Genomic DNA, 23,092 nt, shown 5'->3' on the forward strand with positions numbered 1-23,092 from the left:
GGGTCTATTATTTCGAACCGAAGAGATCCGTAAAGGTCTTCAGGTCCTTGTCGGTATTCTTCAGCGCTTCGGCGGCCTTGATGGGCAGAACCTTAATCGTATCGCGTGCCGGGAAGCCTGCGGGCAGCTTCATGCCGTTACGAGCCGGGATATAGCCGAGCTTGAGGAAACCTTCCTGGCCCTTTTCCGAGAGAACGTAATCGACGAACTTCTTGGCGGCATCGGCATTCTTGGCACTGGCGAGAATGCCGACCGGCTCGGTCACCGCCGAAACGCCTTCGCTCGGGAAGACGAACTCGACCGGAGCACCCTTGGCCTTTTCGCGGATCGGCAGGTAATCGACGACCACCCCGTAAGCCTTTTCGCCCGAGGCGACGGACTTCAGCACGACGCCATTGCCGCCGGAGGCAACCGCCCCATTATCGGCGAGCGACTTGTAGAAATCCCAACCGAGGCCGGGAACGGCAGCCAGCGTCTGTGCGTGGATCAGCGCAGCACCTGAAGCGAGCGGGCTCGGCATGGTGACGAGGCCCTTGGCTTCCGCCTTCGTCAGATCCTTCCAGCTCGTCGGCTTCATGGCAGCCGACGTGTTGTACATGATGCCGGTGGTGATCAGCTTGGTGGAATAGTAGTAGCCATCGGCGTCGTAGAGCGCGGCGTCGTATTGGGCTGCTTCCGGTGACTTGTAGGCGAGCAGCTTGCCGTCTTCCTTCAGGCGCTCGAGCGTCACGACATCGGCGATCAGGAGAACGTCGGCAACCGGGTTGCCGGCCTGGATCTCAGCCTGCAGCTTCGCCATGATCTTCGGCGTGCCGTCCCGCACCCAGTCGACCTTGATATCGGGGTTCGCAGCCATGAAGCCGTCGACGGTCGCCTGCGCATCTTCGTTCGGCTGGCTGGTGTAGAGAACGAGATTGGCAGCGGAAGCCGGGATAGCGAAAAGGCCCGCGGCCAGAAGTGCGGCGACAGAAACAAGAGCTTTCATGGAAGGTATCCTCGATGGTGATGCCCCTCCTTATTGGGGGTCTTTTACAGCGATGTGACAGGGCGTCGCAATGCCGGCATGGCTCCTTTGCCGAAATTGGTCGGCTGATTATCCTCGCGCGGTAGCGAACGAAGGCGTAAATTCACGCAGGCGTGAACGTTCTGCCGTTTGACGGCGAGATTTGCTGCGGTACGTCAATCAGGCCATTTTCAGGAGGAGGAATTTCAATGGAATATCGTTTGCTCGGCCGTTCCGGCCTTAAAGTTTCCACCGTGACCATGGGCACGATGACCTTCGGCGGCGTCGGCTGGGCAAAGATGGTCGGCGATCTCGGCGTCCAGGAGGCCCGCCGCATGGTCGATATCTGCCTCGATGCCGGCGTCAACCTGATCGATACGGCCAACGTCTATTCTTCCGGCGAATCCGAGCACATCATCGGCGAAGTGCTCGGCGGCAAGCGCCCTGATGGAGTGCTGCTCGCCACCAAGGCCCGCTTCGGCATGGGCAACGGCCCGAACGACAGCGGCCTGTCGCGCTACCACCTGATCCGCGAATGCGAGGCGAGCCTCAAGCGCATGAAGACCGACGTTATCGACCTCTATCAGGTCCATGAATGGGATGGCCAGACGCCGCTCGAAGAGACGATGGAAGCGCTGGACACTCTGATCAGGCAGGGCAAGGTGCGTTATATCGGCTGCTCGAACTATTCCGGCTGGCACATCATGAAGGCGCTCGGCATCGCCAACGAGCACAAGTACCAGCGCTTCGTCAGCCAGCAGATCCACTACACGCTGGAAGCCCGCGACGCCGAATACGAACTGCTGCCGATCTCGATCGATCAGGGCCTCGGCGTGCTCGTCTGGAGCCCGCTCGCCGGCGGCCTTCTCTCCGGCAAGCATCGCCGCAATGCCGCCGCGCCGGAGGGCACCCGGCAGTTCGCCGGCTGGACCGAACCGCCGATCCGCGACGAAAACCGCCTCTGGAACATCGTCGAGACGCTCGTGGCGATCGGTCAGGAACGCGGTGTTTCGGCTGCTCAGGTGGCACTCGCCTGGCTAATCGGCCGCAAGGCGGTCACCTCTGTCATCATCGGTGGCCGTACCGAGGCCCAATTCAAGGACAACCTCGCCGCCGCAGACCTGAAGCTCTCAAATGAGGAGCGCAAGCGCCTCGACGACGTCAGCGTGCCGCCGGTCATCTACCCCTACTGGCATCAGCTGAATACGGCAAACGACAGGCTCAGCGAAGCCGACATGGAACTCTTCGCCCCGCATGTGAAGAAGTAAGATTCCAAAGCGTTGCATGGCGGAAAATCAGCGTCACAAAAGATGCATTTCCGCCATGCTATCGTGAACCCTGCCCACCACGAGGTTCGCCATGCTCCGGAATTACAAGGTGCTGAAGGGTACGGCTTCGGCGCTCGCCCTTGACGACGACAACGATCCGCATATCGAAATCCGCATCGAGGCCGGTGGCGTCAGCTACCGCATCGCCATGAACGTGCGCTCGAAGGAATCGCCGCACGACTTGCTTTACGCCAATGTCATGAATTTCCAACATGCGGAGCTGACGGCTGAACTTGCCGCCCTGCCGATGGGCCTGACGGATATCCGCGGCGAGCGAAAGGACCTGGCGATCGACTACGTCCGCGGCGGCATGATCGAGCGTGAGGACATGGATGTCGCCCCCTTCCAGATCGACGGACCGAAGAACGACCTGCGCGATTTCATTGAACCCATCGTGCAGGAAGGCATTGCCGACAAGAGCATCCATTTCTACGCCTTCGGCGAAGCCTGGGGGCCGGAGAACAACAAGCCGGACGAATATTTCGGGTTCGAGCCCGGCAACGGCATCCACGATATCCATATGAACCAGGGCGACAGCGGCAGCTTCCGCGCCACCAACGCGCCCAATCAGGATGGCGCACTGCTCATTCATTTCTCGGATGAAGACCACTGGGCGGCGATCTTCCTCGGCTTTCAGTCGCAAAACTGGAATACCGACGCCAACACCGGCCATCCGGTCGGCGACAACAGAGGCGGCCAGGGCCGCGGCGAAGGCACCCGCCGCCCGCAGCCGATCGTCGCCTCGTCACTGCGCATCGTCGCCGCCATGATCAATCCGATGAACCGCCCTGACGGCACCGAGGACGAGACGGTGACACTCATCAATCGCTCGGATGTTGCAATGTCGATCGAAGGCTGGTCGCTGGAAGACGGCGAAGGCCGGCGGCAGAAATTGACGGGCTCGCTCGCCTCGGGCGAATTCCGCACCATCACGCTCGATCCTGAGAATGGCGGCCCGCAGCTTGCCAACAAGGGCGGCGATATCATCCTCATCGATGCCGATGGGGCAATTGCTGATCGGGTCGGTTACGGCAAGAGCGAAACCGCCAACGAAGGCTGGACGACGATCTTCTGATCGCCGCTCAGACCAATAGTCAGTATCAGCCAATCTCGCTGGCGATGAGCTTGCCGAGACGGCTGATGCCCTCTTCGATCATCTGCTCGTTGGCGCAGGAGAAGCTGACACGGAACGTGTTGGCGCCCGAACCATCGGCAAAGAAGGCCTTGCCCGGAACGAAGGCGACCTTGGCGCTTTCGAGAGACTTGGCGAGCAGCTCGGCACCATCCATGCCCTTGGGCAGTGTGACCCAGATGAACATGCCGCCTTCCGGCTTCGTCCAGCTCGTGCCCGCAGGCATATACTTTTCAAGGGCGGCCAGCATGCAGTTGCGGCGATGGCTGTAGGCCGCCCTGATCTTGGCGACCTGCGCATCGAAACCGCGCTCGGCAACTTCCGAAATCGCCATCTGGTTGATGCTCGAAGAATGCAGGTCGGCCGCCTGCTTCATCAGCACCAGCTTGCGGATAACGGGCGCATTGGCGACGATGAAGCCGACACGAAGGCCCGGTGCAAGCGTCTTGGAGAAGCTGCCGCAATAGATGGTGCGCGTATCGTTGATATGGCCCTTCCGCGCAATTTCCAGCGCCAGGATCGGCGGGATTGGATCCCCATCATACCGCAGCGACTGATAGGCGGCATCTTCGATGACGGCGATGTCGAGCTCTTCGGCAAGATCGAGAACTTTCTCGCGGCCATCGCGGTCGACGGTCTCGCCGGTCGGGTTGGAAAAATCGGCCGAGAGATAGGCGAATTTCACCTTGCCGCCCTTCTGCGTCGCAGCTTCGCGATAGGAATCCGGCGTGCGGTTGCCGCCCGGCGTCAGTTGATCGTAGGAGGGCTCATAGGCATTGAAGGCCTGCAGCGCGCCGAGATAGGTCGGCCAGGTGACGAGCGCCGTATCGTTTGGCGAAAGAAACAGCTTGCCGAGATAATCGAGGCCCTGCTGCGAACCGGAAACGATGAAGACATTGTCGAGCCCGCAGGGAATGCCGAGACCCGCCATCTGTTTGACCAGCCATTCGCGCAGCGGCTTGTAGCCTTCGGAAACGGAATATTGCAGCGCTGAATTAACGGCCGCGCTGTCAAAAATATCCGCGTAGGCCTGCTTGAATTCCTTGTCTGGAAACAGCGCCGGGTCGGGAATGCCACCGGCAAAGGAGATAATATCCGGCCGGTCGAGAAGTTTCAGAAGCTCGCGGATTTCCGAAGCGCGCATCCTCGTGGAGCGCGTCGCAAACATATTGTCCCAGTTCAGCATGGGGTTTCCTCATATTTTTATAATATCAGCAGCTCACCATGCAGTGGAATTTATGTCAATAATGCTGACCTATTTTCTTGTCACTGTGACAAGTTTGGAGATGTTCCATTCCAAGCCTTCGTACCGATTGGGCTGCCATTCGAGATTCCACGCAATCGAATCGAATGGCCCGCCTCGTGCGTGAACCTTCGCCCCATGACGATTATTCCTTTGATCAAAAGCAGAAACCGGCCGATTCAGACCTTTCCAAAACCGGCCCGGCGGCATTAGTGTGCCGGCCATTATTCAATGGACTATCAAGGTGCCAGCATGACCGCGACGTCGACCTCTCCTGAAATCACAATCGAATTCCACAAATCTCCCGTCTCCGACGCCGATCGCATCAAGGCACTGGAAATACCCGGCTTCGGCAAGATCTTCACGGATCACATGGTCCTGGCACGATGGACCGCCGACAAGGGCTGGCACGATGCGAAGGTGACGCCGCGCCGCCCGCTGGAACTCGATCCTGCTAGTGCCGTGTTGCACTACGCCCAGGAAATCTTCGAAGGCATGAAAGCCTACAAGGCGGACGATGGCCGCATCCTGCTCTTCCGGCCCGAAGAAAACGCCCGCCGTTTCGCGCAGTCGGCGGCCCGCATGGCAATGCCGGCCGTGCCGGAAGAACTTTTCCTGAAGGCGGTCGAAGAACTCGTCCGCGTCGACAAGAACTGGATCCCCTCCGGCGACGCCAGCCTCTACCTTCGCCCCTTCATGTTCGCCAACGAGGCCTTCCTCGGCGTTCGCCCCGCGCAGGAGTATATCTTCTGCATCATCGCCTCCCCTGTTGGAGCCTATTTCAAGGGCGGCGCGAAGGCCGTCTCGCTCTGGGTCGAAACCACCTATACCCGCGCAGCAGCCGGCGGCACGGGTGCTGCAAAATGCGGCGGCAATTATGCGGCCAGCCTCGTGGCGCAAGCAGAAGCTGCGAAGAAGGAATGCGATCAGGTCGTCTTCCTTGACGCCGCAGAGCATCGCTGGGTCGAAGAACTCGGCGGCATGAACGTCTTCTTCGTGATGAATGACGGATCGGTCGTCACCCCGCCGCTCGGCGGCACGATCCTGCCCGGCATCACCCGCGCCTCGGTCATCGTGCTCGCCAAGGAAAAGGGCCTGCGCGTCGAAGAACGCCCCTACTCCTTCGAGGAATGGCAGGCGGATGCGGCGAGCGGCAAGCTTGTCGAAGCCTTCGCCTGCGGCACCGCCGCGGTGCTCGCCGGCATCGGCCTCGTTCGCCACGCCGGCGGCGAGTTCAAGGTCGGCGACGGCCAGACCGGCAAGCTCACCACAGACCTGCGCCAGCAGCTCGTCAGCCTGCAGAAGGGCGTCACCAACGACGAGCGCGGCTGGACGCGCCGCGTTCTGTGATCTGAACTCCGAGTGTCGGGACCGCCTTGGCAGTCCTGACAGGCACGTTTTACACAGGGCAAAGCGACAAATTCGAAACCGGGCATCACGCCCGGTTTTTTTGTATCTGAATACGGTTCGTCATTGACTGCCGCCAGTTGAATTCTTACCTTTTGCAGATCGATAGAGGAAAGGTAAGAATGGCAACCGCGACCCTCTCCGCAAAGTTCCAGATCTCCATTCCCAAGGAAGTGCGCGAACAGCAGCACTGGTCCGCAGGTCAGGAGTTCATCTTCATCCCGAAGGGCAAAGGCGTCCTTCTGATCCCTGTCCCTGAACTCGCCGATCTCAGGGGCATGGCCAAAGGTGCGGACCCCAGCAATTACCGCGACAGGAAAGACCGCCTCTGATGCGCGTCGTCGACAGTTCGGCTTGGATCGAATGGCTGACCCAAGGTCCTGCCGCAGATCGCCTGCAAGGCGAAATGCCTGCGCGGTCAGAATGCATCGTCCCCACCATCGTCCAGCTCGAGCTCGCCAAATGGCTCGAGCGCGAACGTGGTGAGGATGCCGCCGATTCCTTCTTCGCCTATACCGGTACCTGCATCATAGCACCCCTCGACACGGCACTAGCCCGCCGCGCCGCGGAAGTCTCGGCGAAGCGGAAGCTCGCCCTTGCCGATGCCATAATCTACGCCACCGCCGAACTGCACGATGCCGACGTTCTAACCCTCGACGCCCATTTCAAGGACTTGGACCGCGTCGTTTATATCGAGAAGAAGTCATGACAACCTCTTTCTACGACAACAACGCCGAGACCTACGCCACCCGCGATCGCAAACCACCGACGACAAGGCTCGATGCATTCCTAGCCGCCCTCCCCAAACAGGCACGCATCCTCGAACTCGGCTGCGGTGGCGGGCAGGACTGCGCCTACATGCTCGCAAGAGGCTTCGACGTGTTGCCCACAGATGGCTCAGCAGAGCTTGCCCGACAGGCCGAGAAACTGATCGGCAGCCCGGTGAAGGTCATGCGCTTCGAGGAGCTTGCTGCCCGCGAGGAATTCGACGGCGTCTGGGCCGAGGCGAGCCTTCTGCATGTGCCCCGTGCCGATCTCCCCAGCATCCTTACCCTTATCCGCAACGCCTTGAAGGAAAACGGTGTCTTCCATGCGAGCTTCAAGGCCGGCAGCGCCGAAGGCCATGATGGCTTCGGGCGCTACTACAATTACCCATCGAAGGAATGGCTTCGGGAATTGCTTGTTGCCGGCGGCTGGAAAGGGGTCGTGATCAACGAAGCGGATGGCGGCGGTTATGATAACAAACCGACGAGCTGGCTGTACCTCAGCACTCTCAAGTGAAGAGACCTAGCTGCCGAACTTGTATTCGAACGGATTGAAGACCGGAACACCGAACTGCTGAAAATCACCAATATTGCGGGTCACGACAGTCATATTTTTCTGAAGCGCGGTTGCTGCGATCAGAGCGTCGACAAGCAGGTTCGTGCCGATGCGATGGGCCAATGTTCCCCATCGCTTAAAAATTTCCGCGTCAATGCTGTCGCATTGCGCCGTATCGATAATCTGCTGCAGCCAAACGGAAAGTTCCCTGGCCTTCGCGGGATCGGTTCCCGCCGTCCGCTCGATGCCGAGCTGGATTTCTCCGATGACAACGGCCGGAACATACATGCTGTCGCTCGAGACGGACTCGATCCACGCAACCACGCCCCATGCGGACGCGGTCGCCTTAATTCCGAAAGAACATTGGTGTCCAGGAGATACATCGCTATTCAAAGTCCGGTATATCTCTGGTCTTCCATCGGCCACGTTCGGGAATATCGAGCTCGGCGCGCGCTTCGGGTGCCAAAAGTATATCCTTCAGGCTTGGCTTCGTCCGTTTTTGCAACCTTTCCCATTCGTCAACCGAGATCAGCACAGCCTTCGGCTCGCCGCGCCTGGAAACGAGCTGCGGTCCCTCTTCGAGCGAGGCATCCAGCATTTCGCTGAAACGCGCCTTCGCATCCTGCACTTGCCATTGACGCATCGGCTTTCTCCTGACTAGTCAGAAACCTAGTCTTTTAGCGACCCAATAACAAGGCCGGAGCTTTTGCCCCGGCCTCTCATAATCACAGTCTCAGAACAGCTTAGTTGACGGACTTGTCGACCAGCTTGTTCTTGCCGATCCAGGGCATCATGCCGCGGAGCTTGGCGCCGACTTCTTCGATCTGGTGGCTGTCGTTGTTGCGGCGAATGCCCTTGAAGCGGGCAGCACCCGACCGGTATTCCTGCATCCACTCGGAGGTGAACTTACCGGTCTGGATGTCCTTGAGGACGCGCTTCATCTCGGCCTTGGTTTCTTCGGTTATGATGCGCGGACCGGTGACGTATTCGCCCCACTCGGCCGTGTTGGAGATCGAGTAGTTCATGTTGGCGATACCGCCTTCATAGATCAGGTCGACGATCAGCTTCACTTCGTGCAGGCACTCGAAATAGGCCATTTCGGGCGCGTAGCCTGCCTCGGTGAGCGTTTCGAAACCGGCGCGAATGAGCTCGACGAGACCGCCGCAGAGAACGACCTGTTCGCCGAAGAGGTCGGTTTCGCACTCTTCGCGGAAGTTGGTTTCGATGATGCCCGAACGGCCGCCGCCGACGCCGCAGGCGTAGGAGAGAGCGAGTTCAAGGGCGTTGCCGGATGCGTTCTGGTGAACGGCAACGAGGCAGGGAACGCCGCCGCCCTTCTGGTATTCGCCGCGAACCGTGTGGCCCGGGCCCTTCGGCGCGATCATGACGACGTCGACCGAAGCCTTCGGCTCGATCAGACCGAAGTGAACGTTGAGGCCGTGGGCAAACGCGATGGCTGCGCCATCGCGGATGTTCGGAGCGATGTCGGCCTTGTAGATGTCGGCCTGCAGTTCGTCCGGAGTCGCCATCATCATCAGGTCGGCCCAGGCAGCAGCCTCGGCCACGGTCATGACCTTGAAGCCGTCGGCTTCGGCCTTCTTGACAGTCGGCGAACCGGCCTTCAGAGCGATGACGAGGTTCTGGGCGCCGCTGTCCTTGAGGTTCAGCGCATGGGCGCGGCCCTGCGAGCCGTAGCCGATGACGGCGACCTTCTTGGCCTTGATGAGGTTGAGATCGGCATCACGATCGTAATAGACGCGCATTTGAAGTTCCTTCCCTTTGCTTGTCTTGTGGAGTCTATAAAACGGGTCAGCCGAGGATCGGCATCTCCGCCAGAACCTTCTCCGTGCCGTAAAGGCGCAGGAAAGCGGTCACCGCCTTCTCCGCCTGACGCGCGGTATCCTTCAGCCCCGGCTCGCCGAGCAGCATGCGCACATGCAGGTCGGAAACGATGAGGCCGTAGAGCGTATGATAGGCTTCGTCGGCATCATGGAAGCGCAGGAGCCCTGCCCTTTTTCCCGCATCGATCAACGCCATGGCGCGGCGGTCGATCTGCCGCCGGCCGCGTTCGAGCAGCAGCTTGCCGAGCTTGGAACCATCACGATGCGACTGGCCGATCGCCAGCCGATTGAGCGCCAGCGACACGTCGCCGGCCAGAACTTCGAGAAGATCGCGAGCGAAGATGACGAGATGGTCGTGCAGGCTCGTATAGGTCAGCCGCTCGCCGCTGCGCTCGAAGGTGCGCACCTTGCTCGCCTGATAGGCGATCATGGCAGACAGCAGACCGTCACGGTCGCCGAACCACTTGTAGAGGCTTTCCTTGGAGCAATTGGCGGCGCGGGCGACGCCCGATGTTGTCAGCGCCTTTTCGCCTCCGTCGACGAGAAGCTGCAGCGCCTGCTCCAGAACAGCGTTCTGGCGTGGCGAAAACTCGCTCGGCTCTGCAACATCGACTGACACGGTTTCTGCTCCCCATTTACGTACCGTACGGTACGGTTCGCGGTGTTTATGCGCCGGATCGCATGCTCCCGTCAAGAAGCATCAGGAGATTTTTTCGTATCATATGAAACAACGGAATTCGGCTGTTCGAAGGCAGGCAAATAGGTGAGCATCCGCGCCAGGGAGAATCGCCATGAAGACAATAGCTTTCGCCGCCTCTCTATCTTTAGTCCTCGCCGTTCCGGCTCTTGCTGCGGAGACGCGCTGCGGCTGGGTCCAGAACCCGACGCCCGCCAACTGGTGGCTGGACGATGCGGAAAACACTTGGACGATCATGACACAGGGAAGCGGCGACGAGCCCGAAGGCATGGACCTGATCCCCGACATTTCCGAGCATGACTATGTGAAGACGAACGGCAATTATGGCTATGCCTGCGCCTGCATGAGCGTCGAGACCGACGGCAAGGAGCACATCACGCGCATCCTCTCCTTCCGCCAGCTGAAGCTGGCCAAGTGCCAGAACGACAAGGCGCTGAAACTTCCGGGCTGAGCCTTATTCCGCTGCGACAGCATCCCTGGCGCCGTCGACATCGCGGGCCGGTGACGCGCCATAGAGGCGGCTGTATTCGCGGCTGAACTGCGACGGGCTCTGATAGCCGACCCGATGACCGGCCGTGCCGGCATCGAGCCGCTCCACCAGCATCAGCCGGCGTGCCTCGTGCAGGCGAAGCTGCTTCTGATACTGCATCGGCGTCATCGCCGTTACCGATTTGAAGTGATGGTGGAACGAAGACGCGCTCATGTTGACGTGGTCGGCGAGGTCCTCGATGCGCAGCGGCCGGGCGAAATTCTCCTTCAGCCAGGCGACGGCCCGCGCGATCCTGTTGCTGTGGCTGTCGGCAGTGGCGATGTTGATCAACCGCTCGCCATTTGGCCCGGTCAGTATCCGGTAAAGGATTTCCTGCTCGATCAGTGGCGCCATCGCCGGAATGTCGTCTGGACGATCGAGCAAGCGCAGCAGGCGCACGGCAGCGTCAAGAAGCTCCGGCGGGGCGACATTGACTGTCATGCCGCGCTGGCCGTCGGTGTGAGCGGCAGGGCGCGGAATATCGATGCGGCTTAAGAGCTCGAGCAGCTTTTCCGAATCGATCGCAAGACCCAGACAAAGATGCGGCACCTCGGGACTGGCCTCGGTGACGCGCCAGGCGACCGGCAGGTCGAGCGAGGTCAGCAGATAATCCCCGGTCCCATAGCTGATAAATTCATTGCCGAGACGAAGGCTCTTGGCGCCCTGCAGCACGAAGGCAAAACACGGCTTGTAGCTGCTATGCAGCGGATCGCTGGGTTTAGAGCGGCGACTGATATGAAGATTGCCAATCGAGGTCCGGAACTCGCCATCGCCGGGCGCAAAGCGCATCGCGATATCGGCGATTTCCCGATAGGGATTGAAAGGCAATGTCATGCGGCAACTCTTTCTGTCTCACGCCTGCGATATGACCTTAATCTAAGGTGGCCTTTCCGTTTCTCAAACAGGTGCCCGGCTCACTTTTGCAGGATCGTGCAAAAAGCTGAGAGTATCGCTCTAACGCTGCTGCGTGCTTCCTGGCAATAGTTCGTCATCCTCTCTCCCACCCCTCTGAATCGAAAGGAAGGTTCCCATGCCTATTGCAAGAGGCTACGCCGCGACCGACGCTTCCAAGCCGCTGACCCCCTTCACCTTCGAACGCCGCAATCCGAACCCGGATGATGTCGTCATCGCGATCAAGTTCGCCGGCATCTGCCATTCGGACATCCATACCGTCCGCAACGAATGGAAGAATGCCGTCTACCCGATCGTGCCTGGCCACGAGATCGCCGGTATCGTGACGGCTGTCGGTTCTGAAGTGACCAAATTCAAGGTCGGCGACCGCGTCGGCGTCGGCTGCTTCGTCGATTCCTGCGTCGGCTGCGCCACCCGCGACGTCGACCGCGAACAGTATATGCCGGGCCTCGTCGGCACCTACAACGAGTTCGAAGCCGACGGCAAGACCCGCACTCAGGGCGGCTATTCCGACTCGATCGTCGTCAAGGAAGGCTATGTCATGTCCATTCCGGACAACCTTCCGCTCGATGCATCCGCACCGCTGCTCTGCGCCGGCATCACGCTCTATTCGCCGCTGCGCCACTGGAAGGCCGGCCCCGGCAAGAAGGTCGCGATCGTTGGCATGGGCGGCCTCGGCCATATGGGCGTCAAGCTCGGTGCGGCCATGGGCGCTGATATCACCGTGCTCTCCCAGACGCTCTCCAAGAAGGAAGACGGCCTGAAGCTCGGCGCCAAGCAATATTATGCCACCAACGACCCGGAGACCTTTACGAAGCTCCGCGGCGCGTTCGACCTCGTCATCTGCACCGTCAGTGCCGAGATTGACTGGAACGCCTATCTCGGTCTGGTCAAGGTCGACGGCGCCTTCGTCGTGGTCGGCGCGCCCGAGAATCCGATCCCGGTTCATGCCTTCTCGATCATCCCAGGCCGCAAGAGCATTTCCGGCTCGATGATCGGCTCGATCAAGGAGACCCAGGAAATGCTCGACTTCTGCGGCGAGCACAACATCGTTTCCGAAATCGAGAAGATCAACATCCAGCAGGTCAACGAAGCCTATGAGCGCGTGCTGAAGAGCGACGTCCGCTACCGCTTCGTCATCGACATCGCCTCGCTGGCAGCCTGATTAAACGGAAAGGGCGGCTCCCGAGCCGCCCTGAGATTGCGGGGCCTGCACCGAACTTTCGTCATCCTCGGGCTTGTCCCGGGCATCTGCAACGTAGCAGATCCTCGGGACAAGCCCGAGGATGACGCCAGGTAAGCAGCGCACGCTCGTCAATGAAGCCAAGGGCAGCGTCAAAAGCTGCCCTTTTTCTCGCCGTCATCCTCAGTGACGTGAAGGCAAAGACGCCTCTCTACCCGTCGTCGCGCATCGTCTCGCGCTGGGTAATCAGTCGGGCGCTGTGCTGGCCGCTCATATAGATCCAGAACCAGTTCCAGGCGACGGTGAAGCGTGAGCGCGTGCCGATCAGGAAATAGATGTGGGCAAGGCCCCAGATCCACCAGGCAAGCCAGCCCTTGAGCTTGAAGCGGCCAAAATCGATGATTGCCGCACTCTTGCCGATCGTCGCCAAGCTTCCCTGATGAAAATATTTGAATGGCCCCGGCGCAGGTTTGCCGGAGAGACGGGCGCGGATCACTTTCGCCACGTAGCCGCCTTGCTGCTTGGCCGCCGGCGCGATGCCCGGCACCGGCTTTCCATCCTCACGCATTACAGATGCCGTATCGCCGATCACGAAGACATCTGGCAGGCCCGGCGCCGTTAGGTCCTTCTCGACGATGGTGCGCCCCGCCCGGTCGGCCGGCACGCCAAGCCAGCGCGCCGCATGCGAGGCTTGAACGCCCGCCGCCCAGACGATGGTGCGGCTCGGAATGAAGTTTTCGCCGACGGTCACCCCGTCGGCCGTGCATTGCGTCACCGGCGTTCCCGTCAGCACCTCCACGCCGAGCTTCTCCAGTGCCTTTTGCGCATAGGCCGAAAGCTCCTCGGCGAAGGCCGGGAGCACACGCGGCCCGGCCTCGATCAGCACGACGCGGGTTCTGCGTGTATCAATGTTGCGGAATTCCTTGGGCAGCGTGAAATGCGCCAGTTCGGCGATAATGCCGGCAAGTTCGCAGCCCGTCGGGCCGGCCCCGACGATGGAGAAGGTCAAAAACGCGTCGCGCGCCGCCGGATCGCTTTCCACTTCCGCCCGCTCGAAGGCGAGCAGCACACGGCGACGGATCGTCGTCGCGTCCTCCAGCGTCTTCAGGCCCGGCGCTACCGGCTCCCATTCGTCATGACCGAAATAAGCGTGCGTAGCACCAGTCGCCAGCACCAGAGTATCGTAGTTCAGCATCATGCCGCTGCGTAAGGAAACGGTCTTTGCCTTGACATCGACGCCATTGACCTCGCCGAGCAGCGTGGTCACCTCCGGCCGGTCGGCATAGAGATGGCGGATCGGCCAGGCGATCTCGGAGGTGGACAGGATGGTCGTTGCCACCTGATAAAGGAGCGGCTGGAAGAGATGGTGGTTGCGCCGGTCTATGAGCGTGATCTTCACGCCCCCTCCCATTGATCCCAGGCCTTTCAATCCATTGACAAGCTGTAGCCCGCCGAAACCGCCGCCGACAACGACGACGTGATGTTCGCTCATGATCCCTACCTTTCGTCACCCTGCTTCAGCAATGTCGCCCATCGCACGAAGGATTCAACTGCCGTTTCGGCATATCTCCCCGCAATTTCAGGCATAGGAGACAGGTATGGACGTACCATGTTTCAGGAGTTCCATGGAAATCGATGCCGAAACGTCGAAAAGTTCGATCCGCCGTACGATCCGCTTGTAGATGACGTCGTAATGCTCGACGCGCGGCAGCACGATCTTGAGGATGTAATCGTAGTTGCCGGTCAGCCGGTGCGCCTCGACGATCTCAGGGATATCGCTGATCGCGCGGCGAAAACTCTCGGTCCACTCGTCGGAATGATGTGCGGTCTTCACGAGCGCGAAGACGGTCGTCGGCACGCCCATCTTCTCCCGATCGAGCACGACGATGCGCCGTGCGATATGGCCGGTCTCCTCCAGCCGCTGGATGCGCCGCGAACAGGCGGACACCGAAAGCGCCACCTGTTCGGCAAGCTCGGTCACCGAGATGCCCGCATTCTCTTGCAGGATATCGAGAATCCGCCTGTCGCGATCGTCGATCATGAAAAGTCCACGCTGAAATTTTGCATAGAAATCGAATATGGTGCAAAAGCATAGCACAGAACGATGCAAAAGAACAAACAACGCAAACACATCGCGCCCGATCTGCAGCATCATCAGGACATCAGAAAACACTCAAGGGAGCGAGCATTCATGAAAACAATCGGCCTCATCGGCGGCATGAGCTTTGAAAGTTCGGCAGTTTACTATCGTCTTATCAACGAAATGGTGCGGGAGCGCCTGGGCGGTCTCGCCTCTGCCGAACTGACAATGCATTCGGTGAATTTCGAGGAAATCGTTGCCCTGCAGAAGGCCGGCGCCTGGGATAAGGCTGCCTCGCGCCTTGGCGATGTTGCGCTGCGCCTGCAGACCGCCGGTGCCGATTGCGTGCTGATTTGCACCAATACCATGCACCTGATTGCGCCCGAGGTTGCTACACATATTTCCGTGCCGCTGATCCACATCATCGACGAGACCGCGAAGACGATCCACGCAGCAGGCTCCAGGCGTCCGCTGCTGCTCGCCACGCGTTACACGATGGAACACGGCTTCTATACCGACCGCATGAAGAGCCTCGGCCTCGACATCGTCGTGCCTGATGCCGCCGACCGCACCACCGTCCATGACATCATTTTCAACGAACTCTGCGCGGGCAAGGTGCTCGACAGCTCGCGTGAAAAACTGATGGCCGTGATCGAACGTGCCCATGCCAAGGGCGCCGACAGCATCATCCTCGGCTGCACCGAGATCTGCCTGATCCTCGATCCCGATCATCTGCCCCTGCCCGGTTTCGACACGACAGCAATCCATGCCCGCGCCGCTGTCGATTTCGCGTTCGAGGGAGAACTCGCAAACGAAGAAGAAGACGCGGCCTAAATCAATTTAATTGACTCAGTCAAATAAAAGCAGCAGGGTTTCTGTCAGGAGACCCTGCTATGACCGATATCGCCCTCATTGAATCCGCCCGCGAATTCAATCGCTTCTACACGAACTTCCTCGGACTGCTGAACAAGGCCTATCTCGATACCCCCTTCACGCTGACGGATGCGCGCGTGCTCTTCGAGATCGGCACGCACAATGGGGTCAATGCCGGCGCCCTCGCCCGCGACCTGCAGCTCGATCCCGCCTATCTCAGCCGCATCCTCAAGCGCTTCCGTGAAGAGAACCTCATCGAGGCAACGCCCGATCCTACCGATCAGCGCAGCCAGATCCTCACTGTCACCGGCAAGGGACGTACCCAGTTCGAAGAGCTTGGCCGCCGCTCCAACGCCCAGATCGCCGCCCGCTTCGACACGCTCGCCGATGGCGAGCCGCAGGCAGCCGTTGCCGCTATGCATACGATCCGCGCGATCCTCGAACCGCAGGCAAGACCGGCTGCCGCCGTCATCCGCCCGCATCGTGCCGGCGATATCGGCTGGATCGTCCAGAGCCAGGGGCGTTTCTATGCCGAGGAATATGGCTGGGACCTGCGCTTCGAGGGACTGGTGGCCGACGTCGCCGGCAAGTTCCTCGCCAATTTCGACCCCGAGATGGAATATTGCTGGATCGCCGAGCGCGGCGGCATCAATCTCGGCTCGGTGCTGATCACCAACGGCGGCGACGGCATTGCCAAGCTCCGCCTGCTCTATGTCGACAAGGCCGCCCGCGGTCTCGGCCTTGGCAGGCAACTGGTCGACGAGTGCATCGCCTTCTCCCGCCGCAAGGGGTACCGGCAGATTTCGCTCTGGACCAACGACTTCCTCCACGCCGCCCGTGCCATCTATCAGAAGGCCGGCTTCCAGCTTGTCTCCGAAGAGAGACACCGCATGTTCGGCCCGGAGGCCAACGGTCAGACCTGGGTGCTCGACCTCTGATTTTGCTGCCTTGCAGAAATTTTACTTGATTTGGAAACGGTCATTCCCTAATTAGGCGCCATGACCGTTGACACCCTCACACCTGACCCGAAAACCCGCAGCCGCGGCCGCCCGCGCGAATTCGACATGGACTCGGCACTCGATGCGGCTTTGCGCGTGTTCTCCGAACGCGGCTACCATGCCGCCTCCATCAGCGAATTGACCGAAGCCATGGGCCTTGCCTCCGGCAGCGTCTACAAGGCCTTCAAGGATAAACGCGGCATCTTTCTTGCCGCCTTCAGGCGCTATCGCCAGCTCGGCCGCGGCCGGCTGGAGGCGAAGATCGCATCCGTAAAGACGGGCCGCGAAAAGGTCTTCCAGATGGTCCTGTATTATGCCGAGCTTTCCCACGGCGAAGCGGGCCTCAAGGGCTGCCTCGTCGTCGGTGGCGCAAACGACATTTCGCTTCTCGACGAGGAGACTGCGGAACATGTGGCCGCCGCCTTTTCCGCTGACGAAAAGCTGATGGCCGATCTCATCCGCATCGGCCAGACCGATGGCACGATTCCATCGAACGTGGATGCCGATGCCACGGCCCTCACATTTCTCTGCCTGACGAAGGGCTTTCGCGTCATCGGGAGGACGGGACGCGGCGAGAAAGAGATGATGGCTGCGGCCGAGGCCGCAATGCGTCTCGTAACTTGATGACAGAAATACCGTCATCCGGTCAGGGATCGGGTGGCGACAGACGAAAAAATTGCATTCAATCCTCCCAATCATTGCCTATTGGAGTTTCTGATGAGCGTTTCAGCCACCACGCAGGATGCGGCCATGCCCCGCGCCCTATCCCCCTGGCTAACCTTCCTTTTTGCAGCCTCCTGCGGCTTCGTCGCCGCCAACCTCTATTACGGTCAGCCACTGGCAGGCCTGATCAGCGCCGATCTCGGTTTCTCGCCTGCCGCAACTGGCCTCATCGTCACGCTCACGCAGATAGGCTATGGTCTCGGCCTTCTGCTCCTGGTGCCGCTTGCCGACCTTTTTGAAAACCGCCGCCTCATCCTGACGCTGACTGTCGGTTCCGCACTTGCCCTCATCGGCGCGGCCTTCTCCTCCACGCCGGGCATGTTCCTGACGGCTTCGCTCTGTATCGGCCTCGCCTCGGTCGCAGCGCAGGTCCTCGTTCCCTTCGCCGCCAGTATGGCGCCGGACGCGACGCGCGGCCAGGTGGTCGGCAATGTCATGAGCGGGCTGCTCTGCGGCATCATGCTTGCCCGCCCCTTCGCGAGCCTCGTCGCCGAAGCATCCTCCTGGCATATGGTCTATTATGTCACCGCCGCCGTCATGATCGCACTCGGCATCGTACTGCGCGCCAACCTGCCGGTCCGCGTTCCCCACACGAAGCTGCGTTATGGTGAACTGCTGACCTCCATGGGCCATCTGGCACTGAATTCGCGGGTGCTGCAGCGCCGCGCCCTTTATCAAGCCGGCATGTTCGGCGCTTTCAGCCTGTTCTGGACGACCGCACCGCTGCTGCTCGCAAGCCCCGCTTTCGGCATATCGCAGAGCGGCATCGCCCTCTTCGCGCTCGCTGGTGCTGCCGGCGCCATCGCCTCGCCCATCGCCGGTCGCCTGGCCGACCGAGGCATGACGAAGATCGCCTCCACGCTCGCCATGCTGCTCGGCATGGGTTCCTTCCTCATCAGTCAGTTCGCCGCCGACGGCTCGCTGACGGCGCTCATCCTGCTGACGGCTGCCGCGATCCTCTTGGATTTCGGCGTGACGACCAATCTCGTCTGCGGCCAGCGCGCCATCTACGGCCTGAGCCCGGAACATCGCGGCCGCCTGAACGGCCTGTTCATGGCGACCTTCTTTACCGGCGGCGCGATCGGTTCGGCACTCGGCGGCTGGGCCTATGCAACCGGTGGATGGACGCTGGCGGCCTGGATCGGCTTCTGCTTCCCGGCACTCGCCTTCCTGTTCTTCCTGACGGAAGGCCGCGGGAAGTAATCATGTCCGGGTCAGGCGGCTCGACCGCCTGCCCCCTACCCCTGCTCGGTATCGAATTGGAGGCGTGCCGCGCGAACCTGGTCATGGTTCGCCTCAGCCCAGTTCAACAACTGTGACAGCGCCGTATAGAGCGATCGCCCAAGTTCCGTCATCCGGTATTCCACACTCGGCGGCTTTGTTGGAAAAACCTCCCGCTCGATATAGCCGTCCCGCTGCAGGTCACGCAGCGACTGGGTCAGCATGCGCTGGGAAATATCGGGGATCATCCGGCGCAACTCGCCGAAACGATAGGGCTGCTTGGCAAGCGCTTCGAGAATCAGCGTCGACCATTTGCCACCGATCTGCTGTAACACATCACGAACCGGGCAATTGGTGAAATCCAGGCTCGCGAGGTCGATCTCGCGCCGTCCACCCAGCCCTTCGGCTTGGTCTGTTCTCGCTTTCAGATTGACGACTGTTCCGGCCATGAGCTGGTTCCCTTTTGGTAACGAACTCCCGAAAAACTGCCTTCTTTACAGTCTCGGGTCAATTCCTATTCTAGTGTTACTCTCTTTTTGAGACTACCTGTCAACCACTAGAGGATACCATGAGCGAAACCATTCTCGTCACCGGCGCTGCAGGCCAGCTCGGCCAGCGTGTCATTCATCACCTGATCGAAAGCTACAAGGTCGCCCCGGCAAACATCGTCGCCGCAACCCGCAGTCCGGAGAAGCTCGCCACCCTCGCCGCCCAGGGTGTGATCACCCGCAAGGCAGATTTCGATGATGCTGCCAGCCTCGAAGCTGCCTTCGCCGGTATCGACCGCCTGCTGATCATCAGCACTGACGCGCTTGACAAACCCGGCAAGCGCCTGACCCAGCACAAGGCAGCCGTCGCTGCTGCCGTCAAGGCCGGCGTGAAGCACATCACCTACACTTCCATGCCGTCTCCGGACGATTCGCTCGTCACCTTCGCGCCCGACCATCTCGGCACGGAAAATGCCATCAAGGAAAGCGGCATCCCTTACGCGATCGTCCGCGACGCCTGGTATCACGACAACTACCTGCACGGCATGCCGCACAATCTGCAGACCGGAAAGTGGTTCACCTCGGCAGGTGACGGCAAAATCTCGACAATCTCGCGTGACGACTGCGCGCTCGCCATCGCTTCCGTCCTCGCCGCCGGTACCACCGGCACTTATACGCTAACCGGAAAGCAGTCACTGACCTCAAAGGAAATCGCCACAATTGTCACCGAGGCCACCGGCAAGCCGTTGGAAGTCGTACCGGTCAGCGACGAGCAACTCGGCCAGGGCATCCGTGGCGCCGGCCTGCCGGGCTTTGTCGCCGACATGCTGGTTTCCGCCGATGCCAATATACGCGCTGGCAAATTCGATATCGTCACCGACGATTTCAGCAAGCTGACGGGAAAGCAGCCGCAGTCGCTGAAGGACTACTTCGTCGCCAATAAGGCCGCGCTCACTGCCTGAGTCTGCCTCGGGCCTGCCCTCGTGTCGTCAGAGGGCGGGCCGTTTTCAGATCTTCTGGCCGCAGGCCCGGCAGAAGCGGCGCACCGTCTCCGCCATGCCATATTCCAACGCATCCGCCGTCAGCCCGTGGCCGATCGAGACTTCGGCGAGATCGGGAATACGCTTGATCAGCGCAGGCAGATTTGCCACCGTCAGGTCATGGCCGCCATTGACAGCAAGGCCCAGCGCAAGTGCGGCATCCGCCGTCTTGCCGAGCCCTTCGAGGATCGGTCCCACACGTTCAGGCGCATCGTAGCAGCCGCCATAGGGGCCGGTGTAAAGCTCTATACGGTCGGCACCCGTCGCCTTCGCGGCCTTCACCGCCTCCGCGTCGCCATCGCCGTCGGCAAATAGCGAAACACGGCATCCCATTTTCTTCAGCCGCGCCACGACATCCGTCAGCAACGCCTGATGCTTGCGGAAATCCCAGCCGTGATCGGAGGTCGCCTGCGAGGGATCGTCAGGCACCAGTGTCACCTGCTCCGGCTGTGCCCCAGCGCAAAGCTCCAGGAATTCCTCCGTCGGATAGCCCTCGATATTGAATTCGGCTTCCGGAAACTCGTCATCGATCAGATTGCGGATCACGGGCAGATCGGAAAAGCGGATATGCCGCTGGTCCGGCCGCGGATGCACGGTCAGCCCCGAAGCGCCGGCGGCAAGCGCGACACGCCCAAGCCCTTCCACGCTTGGCCAGGGCAGATCGCGCCGGTTGCGCAGCATGGCGATTGCATTGAGGTTCACGGAGAGTTTGGCGGGCATGGCGATATCCGTCGGGGTGGAGACTGGCTCTGCTTTTAAGGCAAGCCGCCCGCCAACGCCAATGAGATTCGCGCATGCATTCATGCCTGCCCTTGATGGTCGCGCGCGCCACCGCGGTCGACATCATGGGCGTACCGAGAATAGTAACTCCCGTTCCGTCAAAAGATCACTCATCAGCGACGGCGGACCGTGTGGTTCTATTTTACCACACACCAAGCAAGAGGCGGATTGAGATGCCGCAACATTGCTATCCCATTTGAAAACGGTTATTTTTAGCACTTACAAAAGAAACCGTCCGCGCATATTGTGGGCACTGCGTAACGAGTAAGTACGCCGAGTACTGCTTCTTCCAACGATAAGAACGCTAGAGGAAACCCCGCTCGCCGCGCTCCGGAAGCAACTGGCAAAGCCGCATGAGGTGCAACTATCTGCCCCAGGAGGGTTCATGCCAGACGGTTCCAAACGTATGTTTGCTGCCGCCGGTATAGCTTCGGAGGCCCGGTCGAAATACCGGTTCCTGCCTTCGGCTGCTTTGCCGCCGGATATTCCGCAAGGTCCCATTCCCATCGCCGACATGGCAAATGCTTTCGGCGTCACGCACAGGACGCTGCATTTCTACGAAGAGAAGGGCCTGATTTCCGCCAACCGCATCGGCCTGATGCGCGTTTACGATCAGGATGATGTGATGCGCATGGCGGTCATCACCGTCTGCCGCGAAACCGGCATGCCGATTGCCGTCATCCAGGAATTGATGGACGTCTTGCGCAGCGCAGCCTCACAGGAAGAGGCCGAGTCGATCTTCCACGAGGCCCTCTCCCAGCGCAAGCGCGAACTGACGGCCGAAATGTCGACTTTGCACCGGCAGTTGCAGCAGGTGAGCGATCTTCTCGATTATGACAGCAGCCTCGATCTACCGCCGATTAATGACAACAGGGATCCTGCGAGCCTGACCGATCAGGAGCGCCAATGCCTGGAGCTGATGGCCGAGGGATATTCGACGCAGCGCATCGCCCGCGCCCTCGACCTCAGGCATGAGGAAGCGCGCGCGCTCGAAGCCGACATTATCATGAAATTCCATGCCAATAACCGCTTCCAGGCCATCGCCAAGGCGGTTCTCCTCGGCATCGTGCAGGCCTGATTCTGCCCACGCCGGCTGCGGCCGCCACCGCATCTGCACGGCAGTGAACGCCAATCTTCAGCGGACAATCGTCAGCGTTTCTGCTGCCCGTGTAATCGCGGTGTAAAGCCAGCGCTCGCGCGTATCGCGGAAAGCCCAGCTTTCGTCGAACAGCACGACATTGTTCCACTGCGAACCTTGCGCCTTGTGCACGGTCAGCGCATAGCCGTAGTCGAACTCGTCATAGCGCTTGCGCGTGTTCCAGGGAATCTCGCCTTCCACATTCTCGAAGGCTTGCTTCAGGAGCTTGATCTTCGCAGCCCCCCGATCCATGTCGTCATCTTCGGGGCGGACCAGCAGATTGATGCCCGGCTTCGTCGTTTCCTTGGATGAGGTCATGACCTGCCAGAGCGAGCCGTTGAGCAGGCCCTTTGCCGGATCGTTGCGCAGGCAGACCAGCTTGTCGCCGGTCTGCGGATGTTCGGTCGTAAAACCCTTGAGTTCCCGCAGGCGCTGATTATAGCGCCGCCGCGTCTTGTTTGTGCCAACAAGTACCTGATCGGCATCCATGACGAGCGGTTGCGTCACCTCGTTCTTCGAGATCACCTGCGCCTTGCCGTAGTCGCCATACATGATCTCGTTGCCCTCGCGCACCTGCATGGCAAGCTGGATGATCGGATTGTCGCGCGCCTGCCGGTGGATATCTGTCAACAGATAATCCGGCTCCTGATTGGTGAAATAGCCACCGCCCGACACCGGCGGCAGCTGGCCGGGATCACCGAGCACGAGGATCGGCGTGCCGAAACTCATCAGGTCCTTGCCGAGCGCCTCGTCCACCATCGAGCATTCGTCGACGATGATCAGCGCCGCCTTGGCGACCGGGCTCTGGCGGTTGATGGAAAACATCGGCGCGATCGAAGTCTTGCCGGTTTCCTCATCCTCCACCTCTTCCTCGCCGCGCGGCCGGTAGATCAGCGAATGGATGGTCTTGGCATTCGATGCCCCCCGCGAGCGCAGCACTTGCGCCGCCTTGCCGGTGAAGGCCGCAAACAGCACGTCGCCATCCACATGTTCGGCAAAATGCTTGGCAAGCGTCGTCTTGCCCGTTCCGGCATAGCCGAACAGACGGAAGAGCGGCGACCTGCCCTCCTTCAGCCAATTGGAAACGGCCTTCAGGGCTTCATCCTGTTGAGGGGCGAATTGCATGGAAGCGACTTGGCAGGATTCGCCCGGCATA

The 23,092-nt window shown here is 60.4% G+C and carries 26 protein-coding genes; 14 read left to right on the plus strand and 12 right to left on the minus strand.

The window, feature by feature from the left end; genetic code table 11:
- Positions 1–7 precede the first annotated feature (7 nt).
- Complete coding sequence (locus FHT78_RS03285) at positions 8–985, minus strand: ABC transporter substrate-binding protein (RefSeq protein ID WP_183740456.1); 978 nt, start codon at positions 983–985, stop codon at positions 8–10.
- Between the two features lie 227 nt (positions 986–1,212).
- Here FHT78_RS03285 and FHT78_RS03290 point away from each other — a divergent pair, with 227 nt between their 5' ends.
- On the plus strand, positions 1,213–2,271 hold the full coding sequence (locus FHT78_RS03290; protein WP_183740458.1) for an aldo/keto reductase: 1,059 nt from the start codon (positions 1,213–1,215) through the stop codon (positions 2,269–2,271).
- A 91-nt stretch (positions 2,272–2,362) separates the two neighbouring features.
- Complete coding sequence (locus FHT78_RS03295) at positions 2,363–3,406, plus strand: DUF2278 family protein (RefSeq protein WP_183740461.1); 1,044 nt, start codon at positions 2,363–2,365, stop codon at positions 3,404–3,406.
- A 25-nt stretch (positions 3,407–3,431) separates the two neighbouring features.
- Here FHT78_RS03295 and FHT78_RS03300 read toward each other — a convergent pair whose 3' ends face one another.
- A complete protein-coding gene (locus tag FHT78_RS03300; protein WP_183740463.1) occupies positions 3,432–4,649 on the minus strand; it encodes a PLP-dependent aminotransferase family protein in 1,218 nt (405 codons plus the stop codon).
- Positions 4,650–4,958: 309 nt separating this feature from the next.
- Between FHT78_RS03300 and FHT78_RS03305 the strand changes: the two genes are divergently transcribed.
- From FHT78_RS03305 to FHT78_RS03320, 4 genes are all read left to right on the plus strand, one after another.
- A complete protein-coding gene (locus FHT78_RS03305; protein WP_183740465.1) occupies positions 4,959–6,056 on the plus strand; it encodes a branched-chain amino acid aminotransferase in 1,098 nt (365 codons plus the stop codon).
- A 179-nt stretch (positions 6,057–6,235) separates the two neighbouring features.
- Complete coding sequence (locus FHT78_RS03310) at positions 6,236–6,445, plus strand: AbrB/MazE/SpoVT family DNA-binding domain-containing protein (protein ID WP_183740467.1); 210 nt, start codon at positions 6,236–6,238, stop codon at positions 6,443–6,445.
- The gene (locus tag FHT78_RS03315; RefSeq protein WP_183740469.1) at positions 6,445–6,822 is read left to right on the plus strand and encodes a type II toxin-antitoxin system VapC family toxin; all 378 of its coding nucleotides are present in this window, start codon (positions 6,445–6,447) and stop codon (positions 6,820–6,822) included. Before FHT78_RS03310 ends, FHT78_RS03315 begins: the two co-directional genes overlap by 1 nt.
- On the plus strand, positions 6,819–7,394 hold the full coding sequence (locus FHT78_RS03320; protein ID WP_183740472.1) for a class I SAM-dependent methyltransferase: 576 nt from the start codon (positions 6,819–6,821) through the stop codon (positions 7,392–7,394). The genes FHT78_RS03315 and FHT78_RS03320 overlap by 4 nt, the downstream gene beginning before the upstream one ends.
- Positions 7,395–7,400: 6 nt before the next feature.
- Here the strand turns inward: FHT78_RS03320 and FHT78_RS03325 are convergent, their stop codons facing one another.
- From FHT78_RS03325 to FHT78_RS03340, 4 genes are all read right to left on the minus strand, one after another.
- Positions 7,401–7,826 (minus strand): type II toxin-antitoxin system VapC family toxin, encoded by a 426-nt coding sequence (locus FHT78_RS03325; RefSeq protein ID WP_210289739.1) that lies wholly within the window; start codon positions 7,824–7,826, stop codon positions 7,401–7,403.
- Positions 7,819–8,076 carry a type II toxin-antitoxin system Phd/YefM family antitoxin gene (locus FHT78_RS03330; RefSeq protein ID WP_183740475.1) on the minus strand — a complete coding sequence of 86 codons (258 nt, stop codon included), beginning with the start codon at positions 8,074–8,076 and terminating at the stop codon, positions 7,819–7,821. Before FHT78_RS03330 ends, FHT78_RS03325 begins: the two co-directional genes overlap by 8 nt.
- 100 nt (positions 8,077–8,176) lie before the next feature.
- Positions 8,177–9,196 (minus strand): ketol-acid reductoisomerase, encoded by a 1,020-nt coding sequence (gene ilvC, locus FHT78_RS03335; protein WP_183740478.1) that lies wholly within the window; start codon positions 9,194–9,196, stop codon positions 8,177–8,179.
- Between the two features lie 46 nt (positions 9,197–9,242).
- Positions 9,243–9,893, minus strand: coding sequence for a TetR/AcrR family transcriptional regulator C-terminal domain-containing protein (locus FHT78_RS03340; RefSeq protein ID WP_007817743.1), 651 nt, complete (start codon positions 9,891–9,893; stop codon positions 9,243–9,245).
- 172 nt (positions 9,894–10,065) lie between these two features.
- Here FHT78_RS03340 and FHT78_RS03345 point away from each other — a divergent pair, with 172 nt between their 5' ends.
- Positions 10,066–10,422: a DUF4087 domain-containing protein gene (locus tag FHT78_RS03345; RefSeq protein WP_183740481.1), complete on the plus strand. Its 357-nt coding sequence runs from the start codon at positions 10,066–10,068 to the stop codon at positions 10,420–10,422.
- A gap of 3 nt (positions 10,423–10,425) precedes the next feature.
- Here the strand turns inward: FHT78_RS03345 and FHT78_RS03350 are convergent, their stop codons facing one another.
- Entirely contained in the window at positions 10,426–11,334 is a 909-nt protein-coding gene (locus tag FHT78_RS03350; RefSeq protein WP_183740484.1) for an AraC family transcriptional regulator, read from the minus strand.
- Between the two features lie 196 nt (positions 11,335–11,530).
- Between FHT78_RS03350 and FHT78_RS03355 the strand changes: the two genes are divergently transcribed.
- Entirely contained in the window at positions 11,531–12,577 is a 1,047-nt protein-coding gene (locus FHT78_RS03355) for an NAD(P)-dependent alcohol dehydrogenase (RefSeq protein WP_183740487.1), read from the plus strand.
- A 229-nt stretch (positions 12,578–12,806) separates the two neighbouring features.
- Here FHT78_RS03355 and FHT78_RS03360 read toward each other — a convergent pair whose 3' ends face one another.
- Both FHT78_RS03360 and FHT78_RS03365 read right to left on the minus strand, forming a co-directional pair.
- The gene (locus FHT78_RS03360; protein WP_183740490.1) at positions 12,807–14,087 is read right to left on the minus strand and encodes an NAD(P)/FAD-dependent oxidoreductase; all 1,281 of its coding nucleotides are present in this window, start codon (positions 14,085–14,087) and stop codon (positions 12,807–12,809) included.
- 87 nt (positions 14,088–14,174) lie between these two features.
- On the minus strand, positions 14,175–14,636 hold the full coding sequence (locus tag FHT78_RS03365) for an Lrp/AsnC family transcriptional regulator (RefSeq protein ID WP_183740493.1): 462 nt from the start codon (positions 14,634–14,636) through the stop codon (positions 14,175–14,177).
- A gap of 150 nt (positions 14,637–14,786) precedes the next feature.
- Between FHT78_RS03365 and FHT78_RS03370 the strand changes: the two genes are divergently transcribed.
- The 4 genes from FHT78_RS03370 to FHT78_RS03385 all read left to right on the plus strand — a co-directional run bounded on the left by FHT78_RS03370 (position 14,787) and on the right by FHT78_RS03385 (position 18,472).
- Entirely contained in the window at positions 14,787–15,509 is a 723-nt protein-coding gene (locus FHT78_RS03370; protein WP_183740496.1) for an aspartate/glutamate racemase family protein, read from the plus strand.
- Positions 15,510–15,568: 59 nt separating this feature from the next.
- On the plus strand, positions 15,569–16,486 hold the full coding sequence (locus FHT78_RS03375) for a bifunctional helix-turn-helix transcriptional regulator/GNAT family N-acetyltransferase (protein ID WP_183740499.1): 918 nt from the start codon (positions 15,569–15,571) through the stop codon (positions 16,484–16,486).
- A 60-nt stretch (positions 16,487–16,546) separates the two neighbouring features.
- Positions 16,547–17,170, plus strand: a complete 624-nt coding sequence (locus FHT78_RS03380) for a TetR/AcrR family transcriptional regulator (RefSeq protein WP_183740502.1) — start codon at positions 16,547–16,549, stop codon at positions 17,168–17,170.
- 93 nt (positions 17,171–17,263) lie between these two features.
- Positions 17,264–18,472 carry an MFS transporter gene (locus tag FHT78_RS03385; protein ID WP_183740505.1) on the plus strand — a complete coding sequence of 403 codons (1,209 nt, stop codon included), beginning with the start codon at positions 17,264–17,266 and terminating at the stop codon, positions 18,470–18,472.
- A gap of 35 nt (positions 18,473–18,507) precedes the next feature.
- Here the strand turns inward: FHT78_RS03385 and FHT78_RS03390 are convergent, their stop codons facing one another.
- Positions 18,508–18,939 carry a helix-turn-helix domain-containing protein gene (locus tag FHT78_RS03390; protein WP_183740507.1) on the minus strand — a complete coding sequence of 144 codons (432 nt, stop codon included), beginning with the start codon at positions 18,937–18,939 and terminating at the stop codon, positions 18,508–18,510.
- Between the two features lie 119 nt (positions 18,940–19,058).
- On the opposite strand from FHT78_RS03390, the gene FHT78_RS03395 reads away from it, so the two are divergent.
- Complete coding sequence (locus tag FHT78_RS03395; protein ID WP_183740510.1) at positions 19,059–19,940, plus strand: SDR family oxidoreductase; 882 nt, start codon at positions 19,059–19,061, stop codon at positions 19,938–19,940.
- Positions 19,941–19,985: 45 nt separating this feature from the next.
- On the opposite strand, the gene FHT78_RS03400 is transcribed toward FHT78_RS03395, so the two are convergent.
- Positions 19,986–20,738: a pyridoxine 5'-phosphate synthase gene (locus FHT78_RS03400; protein WP_183740513.1), complete on the minus strand. Its 753-nt coding sequence runs from the start codon at positions 20,736–20,738 to the stop codon at positions 19,986–19,988.
- A gap of 445 nt (positions 20,739–21,183) precedes the next feature.
- Between FHT78_RS03400 and FHT78_RS03405 the strand changes: the two genes are divergently transcribed.
- On the plus strand, positions 21,184–21,876 hold the full coding sequence (locus tag FHT78_RS03405; RefSeq protein WP_183740516.1) for a MerR family transcriptional regulator: 693 nt from the start codon (positions 21,184–21,186) through the stop codon (positions 21,874–21,876).
- Between the two features lie 57 nt (positions 21,877–21,933).
- Here FHT78_RS03405 and FHT78_RS03410 read toward each other — a convergent pair whose 3' ends face one another.
- The gene (locus tag FHT78_RS03410) at positions 21,934–23,061 is read right to left on the minus strand and encodes an ATP-dependent RecD-like DNA helicase (protein ID WP_183740518.1); all 1,128 of its coding nucleotides are present in this window, start codon (positions 23,059–23,061) and stop codon (positions 21,934–21,936) included.
- Positions 23,062–23,092 lie beyond the last annotated feature (31 nt).

Origin of the sequence: Rhizobium sp. BK196 (assembly GCF_014193255.1) — a bacterium.
Lineage (GTDB): Bacteria > Pseudomonadota > Alphaproteobacteria > Rhizobiales > Rhizobiaceae > Rhizobium.

Coding starts and splice junctions, on each gene's coding strand:
- FHT78_RS03285 (WP_183740456.1), bottom strand. CDS start 985: ATGAAAGCTCTTGTTTCTGTCGCCGCACTTCTGGCCGCGGGCCTTTTC.
- FHT78_RS03290 (WP_183740458.1), top strand. CDS start 1,213: ATGGAATATCGTTTGCTCGGCCGTTCCGGCCTTAAAGTTTCCACCGTG.
- FHT78_RS03295 (WP_183740461.1), top strand. CDS start 2,363: ATGCTCCGGAATTACAAGGTGCTGAAGGGTACGGCTTCGGCGCTCGCC.
- FHT78_RS03300 (WP_183740463.1), bottom strand. CDS start 4,649: ATGCTGAACTGGGACAATATGTTTGCGACGCGCTCCACGAGGATGCGC.
- FHT78_RS03305 (WP_183740465.1), top strand. CDS start 4,959: ATGACCGCGACGTCGACCTCTCCTGAAATCACAATCGAATTCCACAAA.
- FHT78_RS03310 (WP_183740467.1), top strand. CDS start 6,236: ATGGCAACCGCGACCCTCTCCGCAAAGTTCCAGATCTCCATTCCCAAG.
- FHT78_RS03315 (WP_183740469.1), top strand. CDS start 6,445: ATGCGCGTCGTCGACAGTTCGGCTTGGATCGAATGGCTGACCCAAGGT.
- FHT78_RS03320 (WP_183740472.1), top strand. CDS start 6,819: ATGACAACCTCTTTCTACGACAACAACGCCGAGACCTACGCCACCCGC.
- FHT78_RS03330 (WP_183740475.1), bottom strand. CDS start 8,076: ATGCGTCAATGGCAAGTGCAGGATGCGAAGGCGCGTTTCAGCGAAATG.
- ilvC (WP_183740478.1), bottom strand. CDS start 9,196: ATGCGCGTCTATTACGATCGTGATGCCGATCTCAACCTCATCAAGGCC.
- FHT78_RS03345 (WP_183740481.1), top strand. CDS start 10,066: ATGAAGACAATAGCTTTCGCCGCCTCTCTATCTTTAGTCCTCGCCGTT.
- FHT78_RS03350 (WP_183740484.1), bottom strand. CDS start 11,334: ATGACATTGCCTTTCAATCCCTATCGGGAAATCGCCGATATCGCGATG.
- FHT78_RS03355 (WP_183740487.1), top strand. CDS start 11,531: ATGCCTATTGCAAGAGGCTACGCCGCGACCGACGCTTCCAAGCCGCTG.
- FHT78_RS03360 (WP_183740490.1), bottom strand. CDS start 14,087: ATGAGCGAACATCACGTCGTCGTTGTCGGCGGCGGTTTCGGCGGGCTA.
- FHT78_RS03365 (WP_183740493.1), bottom strand. CDS start 14,636: ATGATCGACGATCGCGACAGGCGGATTCTCGATATCCTGCAAGAGAAT.
- FHT78_RS03370 (WP_183740496.1), top strand. CDS start 14,787: ATGAAAACAATCGGCCTCATCGGCGGCATGAGCTTTGAAAGTTCGGCA.
- FHT78_RS03375 (WP_183740499.1), top strand. CDS start 15,569: ATGACCGATATCGCCCTCATTGAATCCGCCCGCGAATTCAATCGCTTC.
- FHT78_RS03380 (WP_183740502.1), top strand. CDS start 16,547: ATGACCGTTGACACCCTCACACCTGACCCGAAAACCCGCAGCCGCGGC.
- FHT78_RS03385 (WP_183740505.1), top strand. CDS start 17,264: ATGAGCGTTTCAGCCACCACGCAGGATGCGGCCATGCCCCGCGCCCTA.
- FHT78_RS03390 (WP_183740507.1), bottom strand. CDS start 18,939: ATGGCCGGAACAGTCGTCAATCTGAAAGCGAGAACAGACCAAGCCGAA.
- FHT78_RS03395 (WP_183740510.1), top strand. CDS start 19,059: ATGAGCGAAACCATTCTCGTCACCGGCGCTGCAGGCCAGCTCGGCCAG.
- FHT78_RS03400 (WP_183740513.1), bottom strand. CDS start 20,738: ATGCCCGCCAAACTCTCCGTGAACCTCAATGCAATCGCCATGCTGCGC.
- FHT78_RS03405 (WP_183740516.1), top strand. CDS start 21,184: ATGCCAGACGGTTCCAAACGTATGTTTGCTGCCGCCGGTATAGCTTCG.
- FHT78_RS03410 (WP_183740518.1), bottom strand. CDS start 23,061: ATGCAATTCGCCCCTCAACAGGATGAAGCCCTGAAGGCCGTTTCCAAT.